Here is a 21,309-nt window from a genome sequence, read left to right as displayed (position 1 = left end):
TTTTTATTAACTATTTTTAAATCTTTTTAAATTTAATTGTATTCGGTATGAAAATCAAGCAGATTCATAAGTTTTTTTACTATAAAAATCATTCATTGCTCAATTCTAGTAGTTCTTTGGCATGAGATCGAGTCTGCTCTGTTACGGTTAATCCACCTAACATACGTGCAATTTCATCGATTTTTTCTGCTGTGTCTAGCTTGGCAATATGAGTTAGAGTCTGTTTATTGTCACTTTGTTTTTTTACCAGGAAATGATGATGAGCTGCAGCGGCTACTTGTGGTTGATGGGTAACACAAAATACTTGTAACCGCTCCCCTAACTTACGTAGCATTTGTCCCACTAATGCAGCGGTAGCACCGCCTATTCCAACATCAACCTCATCAAATAATAAAGTAGGAGTGGAACCTCTTTGGGCAGTAATCATTTGTATAGCAAGACCAATACGGGATAATTCACCGCCGGAGGCGATCTTGCTGAGCGAATCAGGCTCCATGCCTGGATTAGTACATACTCTATATTCTACTTTGTCCTGGCCATGGATCTGCATTTTTTCTAATGGGGTGATGTCTATCTCTATCCAGCCTTTGGGCATACCTAGCTTTTGTATGCTCGAAGTTATTTCTTCAGCTAATTTTTGGGCATGATGCTTTCTGGAGTCTCTGAGTATTAATACAGCCTGTTCATAGGCTTTAAGTTGTTGATTAAACTGCAATTGCAGATGCGCCAATCGGCATTCTGTATCTTGTAGACTTTCTAGTTCTTCTTGTAGTTGTTGCTTATGGGCTGGGAGCGTGGAGCTATCAATATGATATTTTCGTGCCAGGTGATGGATTGCGCTCATTCGTGCTTCAACTTCATGTAAGCGTTCAGGATCTATTTGAATGCGATCGGCAAATTGTTGCATTTCATCTGCGGCTTCCTCGCATTGAATCATTGCTTCGTTAATCAATACACTGACATTTTTAATTTGAGTTTGTTCCTGAGGCAGTTGATTCACTAGCTGCATGACATGATTTAAACTAGAACGAATATTAGGTTGATCATCTCCGTTTAGGAGGTCATTGACTTGCTGGCTTCGCTCTAGATACTCTTTAGCATGATGCAGCATTTGATGCTCTTGATGTAAGCTATCAATTTCCCCCTCTTGCAGATTGAGTGAGTCTAATTCATCAATTTGGAACTGTAATAATTTGATTCTATCCGTTTGTTGTTCTTGGTTTTGCAGTGAATCAATTTCTTGTTTGATGTGTTGGCATTGTTTGTAAAGCGCCGCTATTTCTTGCAGCATATTGTGGTGATTGGCGTAGTGATCCAGTTGCTGCCTGTGAGTGGGGTGCTGCATCAGCGTTTGATGCTGGTGCTGACCATGTATCAGTACTAATTTCTCACTCAGTTCTTTGACCTTTTGTTGCGGAAGCGGTTGGCCATTGATATAGCATTTGGAGCGTCCTTCTGCATAAATAATGCGTCTTAAATAGATCTCTCCTTCCTCGCAACGAATCTCATGCTCTGCTAACCACTGAGCTGGTTCTGATTCTTTCTCAAAGTTAAAGCGAGCAGTAATGTCGCATTTTTCTTCACCAGGGCGAATGACCGAGGCATCAGTTCGCTCCCCTAATGCTAACATTAGAGCATCTATCATGATGGATTTTCCCGCGCCGGTTTCACCAGTAAAGGCGGTCATACCGTGAGTAAAATCCAACTCTAAATGTTTAACAATAGCGAAATGTTCAATGCACAAGGTTGTGAGCATGATTTATCCCTGATGTTTGGATTCCCAGCCAAGCTTACTACGTAATGTATCATAATAATGGTAATCAAGGGGATGTAACAAGCGCAGATGGTTGCTATTTTTTTTAATGGCAACTTTTTGTCCTGGCTTTACCATTCTGGACTCATGTCCATCGCAACTAATACGCAAATCAGTTTCATTAAAGAGGCTGATGTGCAATTCAATTTTTGATTCACCATCAATGACAATGGGGCGGGAACTTAGACTGTGAGAAAACATGGGAACTAAAACTATGGCATTTAATTGTGGGTGCATAATTGGTCCCCCTGCAGACAGCGCATAGGCAGTGGATCCGGTTGGTGTTGATAATATCATTCCATCAGAGCGATAGCGACTTACTAATTGCTCGTTGACGTAAACAGAAAACTCAACCAGATGGGTTTCACTGCCGCGACCTAAAACAACATCATTTAATGCATTGCCTTCATAATAAGTGTGATCTTGATCGTAAATGCGAGTATGGAGCAAGAATCGTTTTTCTTCCTCATAACGGCCATCCAAAACATCACTTAATTGAGTTTCTATATCTTGGGGTAAAATATCTGTTAAAAATCCCAAGCGACCTCGGTTAATCCCAATGACCGGTGTATTAACTTGTATCGCCATACGCGCAGCGGACAGTAAACTGCCATCGCCACCAACCACAATGATTAAATCTTTAGGCTCTCCCATAGCTTCTCGAGCCAGAACAGGAATATTCATATCGAAACCAGCGACTGTATCGATGTCTTGATAAATTTGTATGTTCAGTTTCGATAAAAATTCAGTCAGGCGGTGCAAGCTTTCGCTGACCCCCTGACTTGCTCTATGCTGTCGAGCGTATAAGATGACTCGGTTAAATTTTTGTTTCATCTTGGTTATTATTCTTCATCTTTATCCATTCGTGACGCTTTTTTACGGTCGTGTTCTTTTAACGCTTTTTTGCGTAAACGAATAGAAAGAGGGGTTACTTCTACCAATTCATCATCGTCAATGAATTCCAATGCTTGCTCTAAAGTTAACTTGATTGCAGGAGTCAAAATGATATTTTCATCAGTACCAGAGGCGCGCATATTGGTTAATTGCTTCTCTTTAGTGACGTTCACCACTAAATCGTTATCTCGAGCATGAATACCAACGATCATCCCTTCGTAGCACGAGGTTTGGTGTTCAACAAATAAACGGCCACGATCTTGTAAATTAAAGAGAGCGAAAGCTCTAGCTGCTCCTTGGCAGTTAGCTATCAGAACACCGTTGCTCCGCTTCCCTATACGTCCTTTAATTGCAGGTCCGTAATGATCAAAAACGTGATACATTAAACCAGTACCTGAAGTACAGGATAAAAATTCATTGTGAAAGCCAATTAAACCGCGAGTAGGAACGATATAATCTAGTCTAACCCTTCCTTTACCGTCCGGAACCATATCCTGCATTTCCCCTCGGCGTTCACCCAACTTTTCCATAATGGTGCCTTGGTTAGTTTCTTCAACATCTACCGTAAGACGCTCGTAGGGTTCTTGTTTTTCGCCGTCGACTTCTTTAATAATCACTTCTGGTTTACTAATAGCTAATTCATAACCTTCGCGACGCATAGTTTCAATAAGGATGGATAAATGTAACTCTCCTCGTCCTGAAACTTTAAATTTATCAGGATCTTCATTGTCGTCAACACGTAAGGCCACATTATGCAGTAATTCGGTGTCTAAACGTTCACGGATTTTGCGAGAGGTTACAAATTTCCCTTCTTGTCCTGCAAAAGGCGAGTCATTGACTTGGAACGTCATGCTAATAGTCGGCTCATCAACAGTAAGAGCAGGTAGGCCTTCAACCATATTAGGATCGCATACTGTATCAGAGATATTCAGGTTTTCGATACCAGTTATAGCGACTATGTTACCGGCGCCGGCTTCATCCACTTCTACTCGCTCTAGACCTTTAAAACCAAGGAGTTGTAGTAGACGACCGGTACGGATGTTGCCATCTTTATCAATGATCTTAACTGGTGATTTTGCTTTAATCTGGCCACGGGTAATGCGTCCTATACCTATAGTTCCAACATAGGAAGAATAATCCAGAGAGCTGATTTGCATTTGGAACGGGCCGTTGATATCTACCGGGGGAGGTGACACTTTGTCTATGATTGTTTGTAGTAAGGGAGTCATGTCCTTAGCTTCGTCTTCTAAATTCAACTTAGCATAACCATTTAATGCAGAGGCATAAACCACAGGGAAATCTAGTTGCGTATCATTGGCTCCCAAATTATCAAATAAATCAAACACTTGATCCATGACCCAATCCGGTCTGGCGCCTGGTCTGTCTATTTTATTAATGACAACAATCGGGTTTAGGCCACGAGCAAAGGCTTTTTGAGTCACAAAACGTGTTTGGGGCATAGGTCCATCAACAGCGTCTACTAATAATAGAACGCTATCCACCATCGAGAGAATTCGTTCGACTTCACCACCAAAATCGGCGTGCCCAGGGGTATCGACAATGTTGATTTGATAACCGCCCCAATAAACGCAAGTATTTTTAGCTAGAATAGTGATACCACGTTCTTTTTCAAGAGCATTAGAGTCCATCAATCGTTCAACAGTTGGCGCTCTTTCATTTAAAGTACCTGTTTGTTGTAGTAGTTTGTCTACAAGAGTAGTTTTACCATGATCGACGTGAGCGATAATGGCAATATTACGAATTTTTTCAATCATAAATAACCTTTAGTTGGGAATAGCGAGACCTATTATCTAAAAATATAGGTAAAAGCGGAGTATTTTTTCATAGACTCAAAATTATACATGAATTGCTGACTAAATCCTATCCGCTAGATAGGGATAATTATAGTTATCTAGGAGTTTCCTTCTAGATCTTGATGAAAAAAGTGGAGATCAATAAAATAAAGAGGGCTTATTTTTAAAGAACGAATATGAGCTACTCTAAAGAAGTTAAGGCGGTTTTTTTATTGCCGATAATGACACAGGGAAGTATCTTGGCGCAAACAACAGCATCAATCTGCGATTTAACAACAGAACATCCTTGCCTGGTACAAGATAGCCAATCTCAATTTTCCTCCATTTCATTACTACGTGATGCTTTTATGATCGCGACAATCCTGATTTAACTCCTTACTATGAGCAACGAGTAGATTTTCTTATCCATTTTTATCCGTTTGCGCGTACCGTGTTGATGGGATATAGCGGTACATAGTCTCAGTGGAAGAATGTTATTTCCTGCGATTTGCTGTTTGTTAATAACAGCCATTGTTCTATTTTTAGTGAATTAATTACAAGCGCAAGAGTTATTCTTTTACGATCAAATACCCAATCGCTCTATAAAATAGTTCAAATAAAAATATCTATCGGCATAAGCTTTGCTAGACTAATAGTGAGGGATAAAAAAATGGGGGTATTTATGAAACAACTGATTTTACATCCCACCGATATTAGTCAATGGCACGCTTTAGTGAATGAAGCACAAGCTGCTACCCGACTTATCTTGAATGAAAATACCGAAAGCTACCTGGTGTTCCTCTTAATGCGTTTTTCTCAAGGGCCAAAACTCATTGAATCTGTAGTCGCACTTGATTTTCTTGAGTCAATGCGCAAACCACGTCAGCTACAATTAGAGTTATTACGGGATGTGGGGGATAAAAGTCTGTTATTTTGTGGTCTGTTTCCAGGGATAGCGGAGCAACGACATGTAAGTCTTAGCTATTTTTCTGATATGGGGCAAGCAGCTTATTTGACGATCGGAGAATTACACGATAGTCAGAGCGCTGACTTATATTTTCAATTAAGTGCCCAATTTATCACGTTACAACAGGTCTTGCAGGCAATGCGAGGGGAATATTTGCAATTTCGCCAAGCAGATGGAGGGATCATCTCTTCTACTAATCTTACCTTGCAATAAAGATTAGGCTTGTTTGGCAAGAGTTTAGTTAATGAAGTCTTAAGTCGTAGGATGAGTCCTTTGGCTCAGTATGAGGCTCTTACGTCACTCAATACCCTTTGTTGGGCCAGGGGCACAACCTACATTACTGTTTGTCGTTTGCAAGTGGCGATACGAAGAAGATTTATTTGCGAAATAGTAGCGTCACGTCTATTGGATCAAACGAGTATTTTTTATTGCAAAAATCGCAATTAATCTCAATGGCTCCCTGTTCTTTTAATATTTCCTGGGCCTCTTCTTCTCCGAGAATGGTGATAACCTGTTTCATTTTTTCCACATTACAATGGCATCGAAAATGAGTGGGGCGGCTTTCAAATATTCTGACATCTGTTTCATTATAAAGGCGATAAAGTAACGTTTGATTGTCTAAAGTAAGTAACTCCTGTTCACTTACGGTTTGACCTAATTGCACCGCATATTCCCAAAACTGCTCTCTTTGCTCCGTATCTTGTCCTGGCATCAATTGCAGTAACATACCTGCGGCCATATCCTCATTAACAGCGAGCCAAACCCGAGTAGCAATTTGTTCTGATTGAGCAAAATAAGCCATTAAATTTTCGCTCATAGAGGTAGATTGCAGCGGTACCATACTTTGATAGATTTGCGTTTGTTTGTATTGATTAATAGTAAGAACCATTTGACCTTGAAGAAATGCCGTTGCGTAATCAATAATTTCAAGATGTTCCGCATATTTAGCGAAGGCTCTAATATTTAATTCATGATCGCATTGCACCAATAACAGTGGTAGACGTTCATCGCCTTGGAATTGCAGGCTTAAGTTACCCTCAAACTTAATACTACTAGCTAATAATAGACAGGAAATTATTGCCTCACCTAATAGGTTTTTAACCATGGAAGGGTAATTACGCTGCTTCATTATGGTTTGATAAGTGTGCTCAATATGAACTACTTCACCACGAATATTGGCATGTTCAAAAATAAAGCGTTGAATGGTATCTGATTCTTTCATTAAAAACTCATTATAAAAATTCAACTATTCTATCATAAATTGTCTGGAGAATTTAGAGGAATAAAATGATACTCCAGGTGAAGGTTAGATTAATAATAGCAAGTAATACCGCAGCGGAGGCTAAATCTTTAGCTAATCCTGAAAGGTCATTGCGCTCTGTTCCAATGCGATTAACTGTAGTTTCTATAGCGGAATTAATAATTTCTACTATGAGGAGCAAACATAAAGAACTTAGTAAGAGAATATATTCGATGGCATTTTTCCCTATATAAAAAGCACAGGGAATGGCAATTAACGAACAGATAACTTCGACTCTAAATGCCCATTGGGAACTCCATGCATTTTTAAGGCCATTCCAAGAATAGAGAAAGGCTTTATATAAACGTAAAAAAACTTGGAACATAAAAGTTACTGCCTCTAAATACTATATAGGTTAGCGTTTTTTCAGAATCGTACCCTACTTTTTCAAGCGAGTGTTCCATGGAGAAAGTAGGGCGGTCGGTAAGAGCCCAAAGACTCTCTTATTAGTTACAATCCATTATGAAATCGTATTGCCATGTCAGCAATACGCGCACCAAATTGTTGGGCAGTTGACAGATCGCCTGGCAAAGGGCCTTCTTCCGAAGAGGAGTCAACGGGTGATTGAGCCATTGCACCAGCATATGAACCTAGATAGTTGAGGTCATTGCGGACTGCTGCTTTAGTATTTGCCGACTGCATACCGGTCCCAACCCAAATCATGCCATGTTGCATTGCTAAGGTAAAAAAGTAATGTAGCGTTGACAGTTTATCACCATTCATTGAACCTGAATTGGTAAAACCAGCACAGATTTTATCTTTCCAAAGTGATTGCATCCACGCTTTGGAGGAGGCATCAGCAAATTTTTTGAATTGCCATGACGGACCGCCCATATAAGTTGGCGAGCCGAAAACAATGGCATGAGCTTGTGCAATTAAGGCCCAAGACTCTTCATTGATATCACCATTACTATCTATTTGTATTAGATTAGCTTGGATGCGGTCTTGATCTTTAAATCCATGAAACACCGCATCAGCTTGCTTTGCTGTATGACCGTATCCGCTGTGGAAAATAATTTGAACGTTTATCATTTCTAGTCCCTTATTATTAATAAAACGAATTCAATAAAAATACTTATAAAAGAAACTCATGAATATTCTTGAGTGAAGTAGTATTAATTTTGCTGCGATTTGGTAATAGACCTCTTTCGAAGCGCTACTTCAGAGGACAATTGCTTCATTGATACGGTGCTCTACCTGTATATTGCGGTTTTGCGCTCCGTGTTTCCTCGGACTTCTCTCTCTGAAGCGAGTTGTCTAATAATAATTAGCTTATAAAGAATAGCACATCTCCTCATGAGTTCACTATAGTATCTTGTTACCCTCGTTTTTTACTATAATTTTGTTCATACTAGGGTAGCTGTAGGCTCAGAATTTATAGCTCCTCCAACATAAGGAAATGGGAGACATGTCCAAAATATTAATTACAGGGTCAACCGATGGCCTTGGTAAAATGGCAGCACAATTGCTGATAGAACAAGGACATAAAGTGGTATTGCATGCTCGAAATATTCAGCGCGCTGCAGAAGTAGCGAACGCTTTGCCGGGAGCACAAAAAGTAGTAATTGGTGATTTATCGCGTATTATGGAAATAAAAGCCGTTGCAGAACAAGCCAATCAGTTGGGGCACTTTGATGCCATTATTCATAATGCAGCAATAGGCTATCGTGAACCTCATCGTGTTGAAACTAAGGATGGCCTTTGTCATGTATTTGCAATTAATACTCTTGCTCCTTACATCTTAACTGCATTGATAGATAAGCCTAAACGCTTGGTCTATTTAAGTTCGGGAATGCATTACAACGCAGATACTTCTCTTTATGATTTAAACTGGATGAGACGAGAATGGAATGGGGCTGAAGCTTATGCGGAGACTAAATTTCATAATACATTGTTGGCTTTTGCAGTAGCCAGACTATGTCCTGAGGTACTTTCCAATGCTGTTGAACCTGGATGGGTTGCCACCAAAATGGGGGGGCCAGAGGCTCCAGATGATCTTGATGCTGCTCCTAGAACACAAATTTGGCTTGCTACTAGTAATGAGCCCGAGGCGCTTGTCTCTGGTCAGTACTTTTATCATTTGCAACCCCGTCTTCCCAATCCCGATGCGCGAGACATCAGGAAGCAAGAGCACTTTCTTGAATACTGCGCTGAGATTTCCGGGGTTTATTTAAATAACGTGCGTCGAACGACATAATACATCGCTTATGTCGGGCGCATATTAATTTAGTAGATAAAAGGATTTTATATGATCGTTTTATATTCTTACCCACAATTATTTGATATTCCAGATAACAATCCCTTTGGTTTAAAAGTAGATACTTTTTTAAGGCTCGCTAAATTGCACTATAAAGTAGAACATCTACTCAATACTAAAGATGCTCCGCGCGGACAATTGCCCTACCTCTCCGATGGTGATACGGTCGTTAGTGAGAGCAATTCTATAATCAGTTACTTAACTGAAAAGTATGGAATTATGCTCGATGCGCAAATAACAGATACGCAGAAAAATCTTCATTTCTTAGTGACTCGGATGCTTGATAATCATTTATATTGGGTGATGTCTTATTCACGTTGGCAAGACGATCGTTATTGGCCTTTATTTAAGGCGGAGTTCTTAAGACAACCTTTAGATTTATCAGAGAGCCTTCTTGAACAGTTTCGAGCATTTAATCTTGAAAAATATCATTATCAGGGGATAGGGCGATACTCTCAACAAGAGGTGTACCAAGCGGGGCTAGACGATCTAACGATAATTAATACGCTTTTAGGAGGTAATGATTTCCTATTTGGCAAAACCATACACGTGGTGGATGCTTGCTGTTATGGTTTTTTAGCAAATATTCTTTATTTTGAAATAGATACCCCTCTGAGAGACTTTATTATCAAAACGAAAACACTTCATGATTATATTAATAGAATTAGAGCTCTTTTAGATTACTAAGTGGCTAGGCTTCTTGCACTCAAGCAAAAGCCAAGCCTATTGTATTCACTTGCAATTTTATTTGCGCTCCCTTAGCCTATAATTTGTCATATAGTACAAGGAGTTGATATGTCAAAAGAAAAAGTCGATACAGAAGAGACAAAAAAAACAGCGATCTTGTTAGCAATTGAAAATTTATTATTAGCCCCACTTTATTATTTTAGTCCTAAAGCTGGTTTTACCGCATCGGTGGCTCTTACAGGAGCAACATTATGGCAATTGCATGAATTAGGTAAGGATAAGCGGTCTGTTGAAAATTTATTAAACCAAGCAGGCTCATTTTTCTCATCCAAAGCAGATGCGTCTAGTGCTGATATTGATAATGCTGTAAGCAATATAGTTAAAGGCGGAGCGACAATCTATGATGGATTTGTCCCTAAATAAATTAATAATCTCACTGAGAAAGGATGTCTTATGCTAATAAGGATTTTATTCCTTACTCTATCCTTGTTGGGGGCTAGCGCCCATGCGATAAAGACACCCCAGGCTCAATATAAGGTGATTATTATTGGCTCAGGAATTGCTGGATTGGAAGCCGCGCATTATTTACAAGATCATGGAATAGATAATTATATTATCCTTGAAGCGCGCGATCGTGTTGGTGGTCGAGCTAATACAATCTCGCCTTGGCCTAACTCAGTGCTGGAACTAGGTGCTGCCATGATTCATGGCGATGATCCTCGCGATCCCTTGATGAAATTAGTACAAAAATGGAATTTGGCTACAATGCCTGTCAACAACGAGTCCGCTGTGTTTTATGATGCCGATGGTAAAGAAATTTCAGATTCATTAGACGCCTCCTTCCAAAAGCTTTATGCGGAGTTTGAAAAGCTGGTGGCACAAAAGCAAGATGCTCCTGAGCTCAATGCTAACGTCTCTGTATCTGATGTAGTTGTAGAGCTTATTAATTCGCATCATCTCAATAAAGAAATGCAGCACGGATTTTTGTATGAGGTTTCTGACAAAATCGAACAGGAATATGCCGCCGATATTCGCGATTTATCCGTAGTATGGTACGACAATGAAGAAACTTTTCCGGGACGTAATCTATTTCTTACCCATGGCTATCAGGACATTATTAATGGTATAGCAAAAAAGGTTAATCCTCATATTTTACTTAAGCAAATTGTCAGCAAAGTCGATTATCAAAACAAAGAGCATATTGTTGTCACTACTACAGATGGCAAGCAATTTACTGGGGAATACGTGATTTGTACCCTTCCCCTTGGTGTGCTTAAAAGTGGTAGTGTGAGGTTTATACCGCAATTGCCACAAGATAAAATCCTGGCAATGAGCCATCTTAATATGGGAATTATGAATAAGGTATTTATGTTATTCCCTAAAGTGTTTTGGGATACGGAGCAATACATCAGTGTTGTTTCTCCTGCCTATTGGTCAGGGAAAAACTGGATAGATAAAGGCGTTTGGATCGAGTTTGATAATCTTAATGCTTTTTTCCATCAACCTATTTTAGCCGCTATAGTTACAGGTGATTTTGCGCGGGATCTAGAAAATAAAAGCGATGCAGAAATTATCCAATCAGTGATGAGGCGATTGCGCGCTGTTTATGGGGATAATATTCCTGAGCCAATAGCTCATGTTATTACTCGTTGGGGTAAGGACCCTTTTAGTGTTGGTTCTTATTCTAGTATACGTCCTGGGGCTTTAGAGGATGGGAATGATTATTTGAATTTGGCGAAAACGGTAGATGGACATCTTTTATTTGCTGGTGAGGCTACAACAAATATTTATCCATCAACAGTATATGGCGCTTATTTGAGTGGAGATAGAGCGGCTCAGGAATTATTAAATCATCTCAGTGAGAAATGACATGCTGCATTCACGGACTAAGCTGATTTCTATCATTATCATCGTATGGATATTGCTTGTTTCGCTGATTTTAATTGCGTCCGAATCACTTTTTGTTAGTGGCTTTGAAAAATTGGAGCGGGATCTGGCTGCAGACAATGCCAATCGAGTTGCTCATGTCTCTCTGTCGACCTTAAATTATATTTATTTGCAAAATCTAGATAACGCGTACTGGGATAAAACCTATGATTACATGCAAAATAAAAATCCTAATTTTATTAAAGATAATTTTCTAAAAGATTTTTTTATCGATAACAAGATTAATTATGTCTTGATTTTTGATAATGATAGAAAAGTGGTCTGGTCTAGTGGATTTGATTTAATTAATAAGGAAAATATCCCTGTAGCATCTGATACGATGACATTTTTCAAAAATAATGGTTTGAACATGTTACATCATAAAAAGGACTATTATTCCGTGATAAAAAGACAATATGGGGCATCCGGCTTTTTGCAATTAGCCAATAATAACGTGGCTTACTTTAGTAACAACTATATTAAAGATTCTAACGATACTAAACCTTCTTTGGGATATATGGTGTTCGGACGAATATTAACCCCCGAATATTTAAAGCAATTAAGTGACGATTTAGGCTATCCCGTCAGTTTGATTCCATTAGCCAAGATGGAAAAAAATCCAGAAGACAAAAAAATACTGGAACAATTAACGCAACATGATGTCATTTATACGGAGCCATTAAATAACGACATTTACTTAAGTTATTTCCTAATTAAAGATTTTACCAGCAACCCCATTGGGGTGATTCGCATTGAGCAACCAAGAAAAGTATATAATGAGAGTAAACGCTCTGCTTTAGATAGTCAGCTGATCCTTTTAGGCTTATCCATTGTGGCTATGTTAGCCATGTCTACGATGGTTTATCTATTTTTCAGGAAGCAGGATTTAATCACTCGTTCATTCGAACGTTTTGTTCCTCATCAATTAATAGAACTACTACAGAAGTTGAATATCCTTGAGGTGGGGTTAGGTGATAACTCAAAGAGAACCATTTCTGTATTATTTATGGATATTCGTAATTTCACTACTATTTCTGAAACACTAAGTCCTCAGGAGAACTTTGACTTCATCAATATGATCTTGAAACGAATAGCTCCAGTGATTGCTGAGAATAATGGTTTTATTGATAAATATATTGGGGATGCGGTGATGGCGCTGTTTCCTAGAGAGGAGACTAATGCTGATGATGCAGTAAAAGCGGCAAAAATGATACTTGCTGAACTTACTAAACTCAATCGAGAAGGTATATTAAAAACTAAAGATGATGTGAAAATCGGTATAGGGATCAATAGTGGTGAAGCAATGTTAGGAATTATAGGCGCTGAAGGTCGGTTAGAAGGAACGGTGATTAGTGATATGGTTAATACCGCATCACGTATTCAGACTCTTACTAAAACTTATGGCCATGAGATACTCGTCAGTGAAGCCTGTTATAAGGCGATGAAACATCCCGAGTTATATACTATTGAGTTGGTGGATAAGGCATCGTTGAAAGGTAAATCGATTAAAATAGCAATATATTCGGTTAGTTAATAAAAGGCCAAGCTTACAACGCGGCAATAAGGCAAAAGATACAGGTTATGCAAGAGGTCTACTCAGTTAATGGCGTCAACGTAGCCCTAATCCCTGATTACGATTTCGTCTAATCAGGGCCACACATCCTTAAGTTGACGCTATTATCTGAACTATTACACGTCCTGCGGATTAGCTTCAAATTGTAGAAATAGAAGAGGGTTTATCTATCCTATAAATTAATCGGATAATCGTAATGAAAAAGGATTAAATTTTGTATGGGTATCATAATAATCGATTTGTTCCGATCTTTTTAAATAATGAGTTAATGAATAAGTAACTGGGAGCATAATAAATTCATATCCTAATTTTAAAAGATATTGGGTTAAGATGATTTCCCAAATAATTTTGGCTGGCAAAACATTCCAAAATGCGACATTGCAAAAAATAATACTATCGATTCCAGCACCTATTGCCGTGCTGCTCATGACACGTAAGGATAAATACTTTCCTGCGGTTATTACTTTTAAATAAGCCAGAGCCATAGAATTTAAGAATTCACCCAAAAAATAGGCGAGCATTGATGCAACGAAAATTCTCAATGAGCCACTGAATACCAACTCATAAGCATGAGCGCCATGGTTGGTGTTTTTATCCCAGATGGGTGACGCGGGTAATTGCACTGCTAACCAGGTAAATAGGGCTACAAAAGCACTACAAGCAAGGCCACCCCAGATGATTAAACGACTGACCTTAAAACCATAAACCTCAGTCAAGATATCATCAAAAAAATAAGTTAATGGGAAGAATATCAGGGCAGCAGGAAAATTGATAAAAAAATCTTTGGTTAGATAGATTTGAACCACCTTAAATGCAGTTAAATTAGATACAATGAGAAAACTGACAAAAAACATACCCATTAAAATAATTTTTTTAGAGGGTAGCTGCTTATTTTGGGCAACAATATTGGGGGGAGAGGCAAAGTTCTTCTGTTCTTCAGTTAAGTACATAACAAATGATTCGATAGTTATATTCGGGAAGTATATTCTATCAAAAAAAGGGTAATTCGCCCATTTTTAATCGAAGCTGAAGTCAATTAATTGACCAAGTGGTTCTGATTTTTGCTTTGCAATAACAGTATTTGGTTGTTCATTTAGAGATTAACGATACTACGCAATTGATCAGTAAGCGGGAAAATTCGCTAAAGTCGAGACAAAGGTAGTGCAGAAAAAGTTCTGTTAACATGCCCCAATTAAACTTGGCCTAATGAAAATTTTTGCAGCCAAAAGAAAGAATTGGACTAATAAGCTATGTTTACAATTACATACATCAAAAGGAACTGATATGGAAAATAGAAATAATATCATGACTCATTCCGATGCAAAAAACATGCAACGTCAATGGGGATGGCTTTTGGGCTTAGGAGTTCTGCTCTTGCTCCTTGGTTTTATTGGTTTAGGAATGGACATCTTACTAACGATAATCAGCATGTATTTTTTTGCCGCGTTACTCATGGTTTCTGGATTATCGCACTTTGCCGATGCTTTTAAATATAAGAAATGGAACGGTGCGGTTTGGCAAATTCTCATTGCAATATTCTATCTTATTGGCGCTGGTATCGTCTTATATGATCCTCTATTAGCCTCAACCATCATTACTGCTTTACTCGCTTGGACGCTTATTATTATCGGCGTTACCCGTATTGGCATGTCCCTGTCCTTACGAGACACAAAGGGCTGGGGGTGGATCTTATTTGCGGGGATAAGCTCCTTGATCCTTGGTTTCCTGATTCTATTGCACTGGCCAATGAGTGGATTATGGGTCATCGGATTGTTTATTGCTATTGATATGATCATTAGCGGTTGGACGTACATTTTCATAGCAATATCCCTACGCAGAGCCTAATCGCTCTGATTTCCAAAGCAGGGATCGTCATCCCTGCTTTGGTATTATCTAAACCTCCGAGAATTTTAAGTCTGCATTGCGGCGTTTCGCCCGACACACAATATCGCCAAATAAAGTATATTTTGTAAATTTGGCAGGTATGTTTGTTCTAACTACTTTGTGGTCCACCCGTTACGCCGTTTTCAGTATTTGCAACAATTGGCTCTTCTTCTTTTTTGCCAGTAGATGTTGTCAGTGTATTAAAGAATGAAAACTGAGTACAAACAGTGCTTACGACTGCAGCAATACCTGCACCTATTAATGAGACTAAGTTCTTTCCTTCTTGCATTTCAGTAGAAGCAATTTCTTCAATTTCATTAAGTTGGTCAGTAAACATAGTATCTAGACTAGTTGTCTTTGTCTCATTCGCTATTCTATTCATTGTTTGCGTCCGATATGCTAAATATAGATTTTCTTTTCTACGAAGATAGGTCGTATCCATAGCCTCTCTCCTTTTCTCCGCTTCGACATAGACAGCAAGCCAGTTTCTACGAAAGGATGGTAAATTATTTAGTATAGACAGATTTTGATTCACTAATTCGATATCGTTTTTTTGCCGAGCAATGTTAATCGATTCTTCGAGTAAACCCTGGAGTGTTTTTATTTGAGAGGTCTCATTTTTATAATCAACTATTGTAGTCGGAGTGTCTTCTAGCATTGCCTTAACGAACGCATTGTATCGGTCAGATTGTGAGTAGCGTAATGATTGAGGTGAAGGAAAGAAAAAATAGTCCTTTGTTTCCTTTGCCTGGTGGTAGTAACTAAAAGTAAGTGTATGCTCTTGCAATTGTTGTTGCTTATTTTTTAATAATTCTTTTAAATATAAAAGACCCAGAGTTCCGCTTTCTGTATATCCTGTTTGAGGCTGAAGTTGCTCTGAACCTGCACAAATGTTAAGATAATACATTCCCTTTATATCCGATGGCGTAATTGACCTATATTTAACTTCTATCCAATCAACTGGTTTTATTATACGATCCTTGGTAAGAATTAAAACCTCAAAATGAGCTACTCTTATACTATGGCCATTAGTAAAAACATACCCTACAGCCTCATTATCATCTAGATTGTTTTGAATCTTTGCGATTTCTTGCAAAACCTCATTTTTATCTAAGTTAACATCTTCTATATCGTGTAATAAATTTATTTTATATCCATCAATTTTTTTATTAAAAAGATCAATACACTTTCTTGATAAACCCATACATATATTATCTAGATCAGCTAACTCGTTTTCACTTAAATGTTGCTTGATTTGCCCGTGCTCGTCGAGAAATGAGCCTATAGCCTTTTCTATTTCATTATAGTGGTTTGCAAATGGATTAAACGCCATACGTGCTATATGAAAAACGTCATTTCGCGCAGAATTTCTTTCAACCCAATGATTGACCAGGTAAGCCGCATATTTATACTTATCATTCAGCTGAATTTGCTCTTTAATTTTTTCTTGTTTTTCTGCGATAATGGATAAACCAGATGAAGTACAGCCATTAATTAATATTTTAATTTGATGCTTTTCATAATAATGAGAGACAATATTTTTAAAATCAGATGCGTATAATTGATAAGAGTTATAGTCTCTTTTTTCAATGTAATCTTTCCTCTTGTTTTTTTTAGCTAATAAATTACCGTTTACAATGGTTGGCATGGAAATCACCTCAAAATGGGTTTGAATGAAATACGATTAATAAGATTTTATCTCGGTCGTTTTGTATGTTATATAGACTCTTGTGGATAAATTCGTCCGTTTTAAACACGGATAAAATTTTTGTTGGTTGCTTTAATCAGTTTTTCTGGAGAATTTATATTTTTGAACTATCCTTTTAAAACCCCCTCAAAAAAATAAAGGAACAATTATGAAAAATTCCAACATATTTTCCCCTCTATTTAAGAAAATAGACAAGGTTATTTTAGGTATTGATGATGTCAATGAGATTGAAAACAATACCGAGCATTCTGATTATTACCATTATGTAGAATACAAGGACGAAGAAGAGTTTGATGTAGAGCGATCTATTAATTAATAGTTGCTTAGCAAAGAGTCCTTAAGCGATAATGTTTGTTTTTTGAACGAGAATTAAATCTATGCTAAATAGCCAGCAAATGGCTGCCGTACATTATATAGATGGGCCTTTGTTGGTTCTTGCTGGTGCAGGAAGTGGTAAGACCAGGGTCATAACGCAAAAAATCGGTTATTTAATTAATACCTGTGGTTATGCAGCAAAGTCGATATGTGCAGTAACTTTTACCAATAAAGCCGCTAACGAAATGCGTGCTCGGATCGCTGCAGTTTTACCAGCTCCTAGTCGGCGAGGCTTAAAGATTGCGACCTTTCATACTTTAGGTTTAAGTATGATTAAACGAGATGTTGCTCTTTGTGATTTGAAGAAAGGATTTTCCATTTTTGATAGTGAAGATTGCCTACAGATTTTACGAGGCTTTCTTCCTGCCAATAAGGCGAACGAGCGGGATGTTATCTTGCAAATTCAACAGCAAATTTCACGATGGAAAAATGATTTTTTATCTCCAGACGCAGTCTGGCAACGCTCTGCCAATACGCCAGTATATGAAGAGGCTGCTCTAATTTATCCCCGATATCAACAGGCTCTCAAAGCGTATAATGCTGTTGATTTTGATGATTTGATTCGGCTTCCGGTCGATTTACTAACAAAACATCCGGAGGTATTAGAATATTGGCAAAATAAAATTCGTCATTTGTTGGTGGATGAATATCAAGATTCTAATACCAGTCAGTATCTATTAGTAAAAAAGTTGGTTGGGGTACGGGCTCACTTTACTGTTGTGGGAGATGATGATCAGTCGATTTATGCTTGGCGTGGGGCTAAGCCTGAAAACCTAGAGCAACTACAAAAGGATTACCCTCAATTAAAAATAATTAAACTGGAGCAAAACTATCGCTCGACCAGCCGAATTTTGCATGTTGCTAATCACTTAATTGCTAATAATCCACACTTGTTTGAAAAGAAATTATGGAGTGAGTTAGGCTATGGAGAGCTATTACGGGTAGTTAGTTGCAAAGATGAAAATGATGAAGCTGAGCATGTTGTCGCTGATCTGATTAGTCATAAACTACGCGTTAGAACCAATTATAATGATTATGCCATTTTGTATAGGGGCAATCATCAATCACGTATTTTTGAAAAAGTGCTAAGACATTATGGTATTCCTTATCGCATCAGTGGCGGCCAATCGTGGTTCGCTAAGGCAGAGGTGAAGGACGTCTTCGCTTATTTAAAATTGTTGTGTAATGAAGCAGACGATGCTGCTTTCTTACGGACGATCAATACTCCCAAACGGGGGATTGGCGAAGCCAGTCTTGATGCTTTGGGGCGTTATGTGCAAGGCCGAGGCATTAGCCTTTATGCTGGCGCCGATCATTTGGCCTTGAGTGAACATTTGGCGGATAAACCACGCGCGGCGCTATCTACTTTTAAAAATTGGTTGCATGAAGTTAAAACCAAATTAGCCTCCGGTCCAATATTAGAACATTTAAAAGAAATGGTCGAAGACAGTGGTTATGAAGCCCATGTTTATGAACAAAGCGACACTCCCGCGAAAGCGCAAAAAAAGATGGATAATGTTTGGGAATTAATAGAGTGGGTAGGGCGATTATTAGCTAAGAAGCCAGAACAAACTTTAGGTGATGTAGTCAATAAATTAATTTTAATTGATATCTTAGAACAGTCCGATGAGCAAGATGCAGAAATGGTGCAATTAATGACATTACACGCATCCAAAGGATTAGAGTTTCCCTACGTCTATTTAGTGGGTATGGAAGAGGAGTTATTACCTCATAGAGTCAGTATTGATGAAGATCAAATTGAAGAGGAGAGACGACTTGCCTACGTTGGCATTACACGCGCACAAAAAGGGCTGTGTTTTACCTTAGCCAAACAACGGCGCCGTGGGGGTGAACTTCTAGACTCATTACCTAGTCGATTTTTAGAAGAGTTACCTCAGGATAATTTAGAGTGGTTTGGTAAAGGCGGAGAGCGCTGTGAAGAGAAATCGAAAAAATTAGCTCAATCTCACTTGGCTGGCTTAAAGAATTTATTGAGCTAATGCTCCTTATAGGTAGCCCGTAGGGCTACCTTGTTCTTGTTTTATCCCATCGCTCTAATGGCGTTAACGCGCTCGGGCAATTCTTCTATGAAATCTTGCGTATTGGTATTTTCATTATCCCATGAGAATAAGCGATGTCTGTTATACACCGATGTGGTTTTTGCTTCATTCAATGCGGCTTCTAATGTATCACCAGGTTGGGGATTGCGTATCCTGCTTTTTAATTTATCTAATTCAACGACTTTTTCATTTGTTAATTTCTCATCACATAGAGTGCTCTTTAAGTGGTTTTCTTGGTGCTTTTCAATAAGAGAAATAGTCTGTTCTACTTGCCATTCTTTTGATGGGCGCTTGGCTTCTGTCGGTAATTCAACATTAACTTCCTCTTTATTGCCTCTTTGTTTATTCCATGCATCCCCAAAACTCAGCACTCTTGCCTGAGGTACAGGTGTTGATTCATCAGAGGTCGTTGTCTCTTTAGTGTTTTGAGAGGCGTTAAATTGACTTGCACCAGAATCCCATAGCGCTGCTAGTGCATAAATAGGTAGGGTTATAGTTTTAAGAATCCAGGTAGGAATGTCCTCATTGTGTTCGTGGCCTGCGTCTGCTCCCAAGCGTTCTTGTAGCAAGGTTTTAGTATCGTGGTGAGCGTGTTCTTCTTCTTCCTCTTCCTCATGCTCATGACCTCCTACGAAGTAATGCGCATCCTCAAAACCTTCACTAATCATGGCAATCAGTGCTGCAACTATTTGTGGAACGCCTGGCATACGATCAGCGGTAACTGCGATACTAATTAAATGTCCCAAGAAGAGAAGCATACGCAGCGGGGTAATGGTCAGCTTTAGAATTAGGCGAAAAGGATTAAGTATTTGTAGCCAGTTCTCAGTTGCTATTAAATGTTTAAATCCTTGAACTATAGGTTCATATATTTTCTGCCATAGGTTCCCCTGTTGAACGGTTTCTTCTGCCCAATCGAGACCTTCATCTACCAAATCTAAAGATTCGGCTGTATTTTGAAAGATAAACACTACAGCTGATGAGCCAGTAATTATAGGATTGATAATGCCCATGACAAAACTGGGTATTTTTTTCATCCATTCAAATATGGGTTGTACATTGTTGGCGATAGTCCACCAGGTACCAGCAGTGCAGACAGTAAGTGCTACAGCTAGGGCTCCTAGGATGAGAGCCATTGCGGTCATAAATACATTGCGAATAGTTAGACCTTGGCTTAAATCATCGCGCAGTTTGTTATACCACTTCAGGATGGTGTTGTTATTCACTAAATCCGTCACCGCGTTTAAAGTCAACATACCATAGGCTGCACCGGCGATAAGCGCCATAGGCACTATCATAATTGGCCAGAAAGCGAAGGGAATAGCGGCAAAAAATGGGATAACAGCAAATGCTTCAGCTATGAGGTAGGTGGTTCCGGCTCCCATGAATAATGCCGATAATAGGCTGAATGCCTTGATGATTTGAAATTTGGAATTACGATCTGTAAGTTGTTCCTGCCATTGCTCTTGCTCTTGTTCGGGTCGTTGCAGCCATAATCGCAATTGTTGGGCATAGGCTGATTCATCTTTGGCTGGCTTATTTTTTGCGGAAAATAATTGAGCGGCGAACCACCGTTCCATGTCCTTAAGAGTTTTTTCTACCTGTTTTTTTCTGTTTTTACTTTCTTCATTGAGCTCTTTATGACCAAAGGCAGCTAATAATTTAAGTTGTCTTTTATAGTCTTTAAAGAATTGAGGGCAATTAACATCATGAATATCTTCTGGGAAATGGGCTAATAAGTACTCTTTGGCTAACTCATTTTCTAAGTGATTACGTTTAAATAACTTTTTAAAAGCTCCTTTTATATTTTGTAAATAAATTTCTCCCTCATAGGTCACCGATAAAGCAAAAGAGGCAAAAGCTAGAGGCAACATGGGCAGAATGGCATACATGCCACTAAAGCTTAAGAGGCCAAGAATTAAGCTTGCTCCGGCGGTGAGGAATATTAAGGAAAGGTTGTAAGGAATTTTTCTGACCTTGAAGGGTGTATTTTTTGTATTCATTGTAGTATATTTGCCCATTGGTAGTGGAAGTAAAACTTTATCGCAAATGAAAATGATTATCAATACCAATAA

The 21,309-nt window shown here is 38.7% G+C and carries 19 protein-coding genes; 10 read left to right on the top strand and 9 right to left on the bottom strand.

Annotated elements, in window-relative coordinates; all coding sequences use genetic code 11:
- Positions 1-88: 88 nt before the first annotated feature.
- From recN to typA, 3 genes are read right to left on the bottom strand one after another with little or no spacing between them, the layout of a single operon-like run.
- Positions 89-1,756, bottom strand: a complete 1,668-nt coding sequence (recN, locus tag LFA_RS16320; protein WP_045097108.1) for a DNA repair protein RecN — start codon at positions 1,754-1,756, stop codon at positions 89-91.
- A 3-nt stretch (positions 1,757-1,759) separates the two neighbouring features.
- The gene (locus LFA_RS16315) at positions 1,760-2,647 is read right to left on the bottom strand and encodes an NAD(+) kinase (RefSeq protein WP_045097107.1); all 888 of its coding nucleotides are present in this window, start codon (positions 2,645-2,647) and stop codon (positions 1,760-1,762) included.
- A gap of 8 nt (positions 2,648-2,655) precedes the next feature.
- Positions 2,656-4,482 carry a translational GTPase TypA gene (gene typA, locus LFA_RS16310; protein WP_045097106.1) on the bottom strand — a complete coding sequence of 609 codons (1,827 nt, stop codon included), beginning with the start codon at positions 4,480-4,482 and terminating at the stop codon, positions 2,656-2,658.
- Positions 4,483-4,697: 215 nt separating this feature from the next.
- Between typA and LFA_RS16305 the strand changes: the two genes are divergently transcribed.
- Together LFA_RS16305 and LFA_RS16300 are read left to right on the top strand one after the other, a co-directional pair.
- Positions 4,698-4,892, top strand: a complete 195-nt coding sequence (locus tag LFA_RS16305; RefSeq protein WP_045097105.1) for a hypothetical protein — start codon at positions 4,698-4,700, stop codon at positions 4,890-4,892.
- Between the two features lie 290 nt (positions 4,893-5,182).
- Positions 5,183-5,680 (top strand): hypothetical protein, encoded by a 498-nt coding sequence (locus LFA_RS16300; RefSeq protein WP_045097704.1) that lies wholly within the window; start codon positions 5,183-5,185, stop codon positions 5,678-5,680.
- Between the two features lie 163 nt (positions 5,681-5,843).
- On the opposite strand, the gene hslO is transcribed toward LFA_RS16300, so the two are convergent.
- The 3 genes from hslO to LFA_RS16285 form a co-directional block, all read right to left on the bottom strand.
- Positions 5,844-6,689, bottom strand: a complete 846-nt coding sequence (gene hslO / locus LFA_RS16295; RefSeq protein ID WP_045097104.1) for an Hsp33 family molecular chaperone HslO — start codon at positions 6,687-6,689, stop codon at positions 5,844-5,846.
- Between the two features lie 52 nt (positions 6,690-6,741).
- Positions 6,742-7,092 carry a diacylglycerol kinase gene (locus tag LFA_RS16290; protein WP_045097103.1) on the bottom strand — a complete coding sequence of 117 codons (351 nt, stop codon included), beginning with the start codon at positions 7,090-7,092 and terminating at the stop codon, positions 6,742-6,744.
- A 125-nt stretch (positions 7,093-7,217) separates the two neighbouring features.
- Entirely contained in the window at positions 7,218-7,799 is a 582-nt protein-coding gene (locus tag LFA_RS16285; protein WP_045097102.1) for a flavodoxin family protein, read from the bottom strand.
- A 376-nt stretch (positions 7,800-8,175) separates the two neighbouring features.
- Between LFA_RS16285 and LFA_RS16280 the strand changes: the two genes are divergently transcribed.
- The 5 genes from LFA_RS16280 to LFA_RS19035 all read left to right on the top strand — a co-directional run bounded on the left by LFA_RS16280 (position 8,176) and on the right by LFA_RS19035 (position 13,171).
- Positions 8,176-8,964 carry an SDR family NAD(P)-dependent oxidoreductase gene (locus tag LFA_RS16280; protein WP_045097101.1) on the top strand — a complete coding sequence of 263 codons (789 nt, stop codon included), beginning with the start codon at positions 8,176-8,178 and terminating at the stop codon, positions 8,962-8,964.
- A 51-nt stretch (positions 8,965-9,015) separates the two neighbouring features.
- On the top strand, positions 9,016-9,711 hold the full coding sequence (locus tag LFA_RS16275) for a glutathione S-transferase family protein (protein ID WP_045097100.1): 696 nt from the start codon (positions 9,016-9,018) through the stop codon (positions 9,709-9,711).
- Positions 9,712-9,819: 108 nt separating this feature from the next.
- Positions 9,820-10,134, top strand: coding sequence for a hypothetical protein (locus tag LFA_RS16270; protein WP_045097099.1), 315 nt, complete (start codon positions 9,820-9,822; stop codon positions 10,132-10,134).
- A 30-nt stretch (positions 10,135-10,164) separates the two neighbouring features.
- Positions 10,165-11,580: a flavin monoamine oxidase family protein gene (locus LFA_RS16265; protein ID WP_045097098.1), complete on the top strand. Its 1,416-nt coding sequence runs from the start codon at positions 10,165-10,167 to the stop codon at positions 11,578-11,580.
- A 1-nt stretch (position 11,581) separates the two neighbouring features.
- A complete protein-coding gene (locus tag LFA_RS19035; RefSeq protein ID WP_052674018.1) occupies positions 11,582-13,171 on the top strand; it encodes a CHASE4 domain-containing protein in 1,590 nt (529 codons plus the stop codon).
- A gap of 218 nt (positions 13,172-13,389) precedes the next feature.
- Here the strand turns inward: LFA_RS19035 and LFA_RS16255 are convergent, their stop codons facing one another.
- Positions 13,390-14,160 carry a queuosine precursor transporter gene (locus LFA_RS16255; protein ID WP_052674017.1) on the bottom strand — a complete coding sequence of 257 codons (771 nt, stop codon included), beginning with the start codon at positions 14,158-14,160 and terminating at the stop codon, positions 13,390-13,392.
- A gap of 334 nt (positions 14,161-14,494) precedes the next feature.
- Here LFA_RS16255 and LFA_RS16250 point away from each other — a divergent pair, with 334 nt between their 5' ends.
- Positions 14,495-15,055: an HdeD family acid-resistance protein gene (locus tag LFA_RS16250; RefSeq protein WP_045097097.1), complete on the top strand. Its 561-nt coding sequence runs from the start codon at positions 14,495-14,497 to the stop codon at positions 15,053-15,055.
- A gap of 148 nt (positions 15,056-15,203) precedes the next feature.
- Here LFA_RS16250 and LFA_RS16245 read toward each other — a convergent pair whose 3' ends face one another.
- Complete coding sequence (locus LFA_RS16245) at positions 15,204-16,742, bottom strand: hypothetical protein (protein WP_045097096.1); 1,539 nt, start codon at positions 16,740-16,742, stop codon at positions 15,204-15,206.
- A gap of 208 nt (positions 16,743-16,950) precedes the next feature.
- Between LFA_RS16245 and LFA_RS20085 the strand changes: the two genes are divergently transcribed.
- Both LFA_RS20085 and LFA_RS16240 read left to right on the top strand, forming a co-directional pair.
- Positions 16,951-17,118 (top strand): hypothetical protein, encoded by a 168-nt coding sequence (locus LFA_RS20085; RefSeq protein ID WP_172653482.1) that lies wholly within the window; start codon positions 16,951-16,953, stop codon positions 17,116-17,118.
- A 61-nt stretch (positions 17,119-17,179) separates the two neighbouring features.
- Positions 17,180-19,177: a UvrD-helicase domain-containing protein gene (locus LFA_RS16240; protein WP_045097095.1), complete on the top strand. Its 1,998-nt coding sequence runs from the start codon at positions 17,180-17,182 to the stop codon at positions 19,175-19,177.
- A gap of 41 nt (positions 19,178-19,218) precedes the next feature.
- Here the strand turns inward: LFA_RS16240 and LFA_RS16235 are convergent, their stop codons facing one another.
- On the bottom strand, positions 19,219-21,237 hold the full coding sequence (locus tag LFA_RS16235) for an efflux RND transporter permease subunit (RefSeq protein ID WP_045097094.1): 2,019 nt from the start codon (positions 21,235-21,237) through the stop codon (positions 19,219-19,221).
- Positions 21,238-21,309 lie beyond the last annotated feature (72 nt).

It is taken from the genome of Legionella fallonii LLAP-10, from assembly GCF_000953135.1.
In the GTDB taxonomy this organism is placed as follows: Bacteria; Pseudomonadota; Gammaproteobacteria; order Legionellales; family Legionellaceae; genus Legionella; species Legionella fallonii.
The sequence above is the reverse complement of the archived record's forward strand: the minus strand, read 5'-3'. Positions and strand labels throughout refer to the sequence as shown.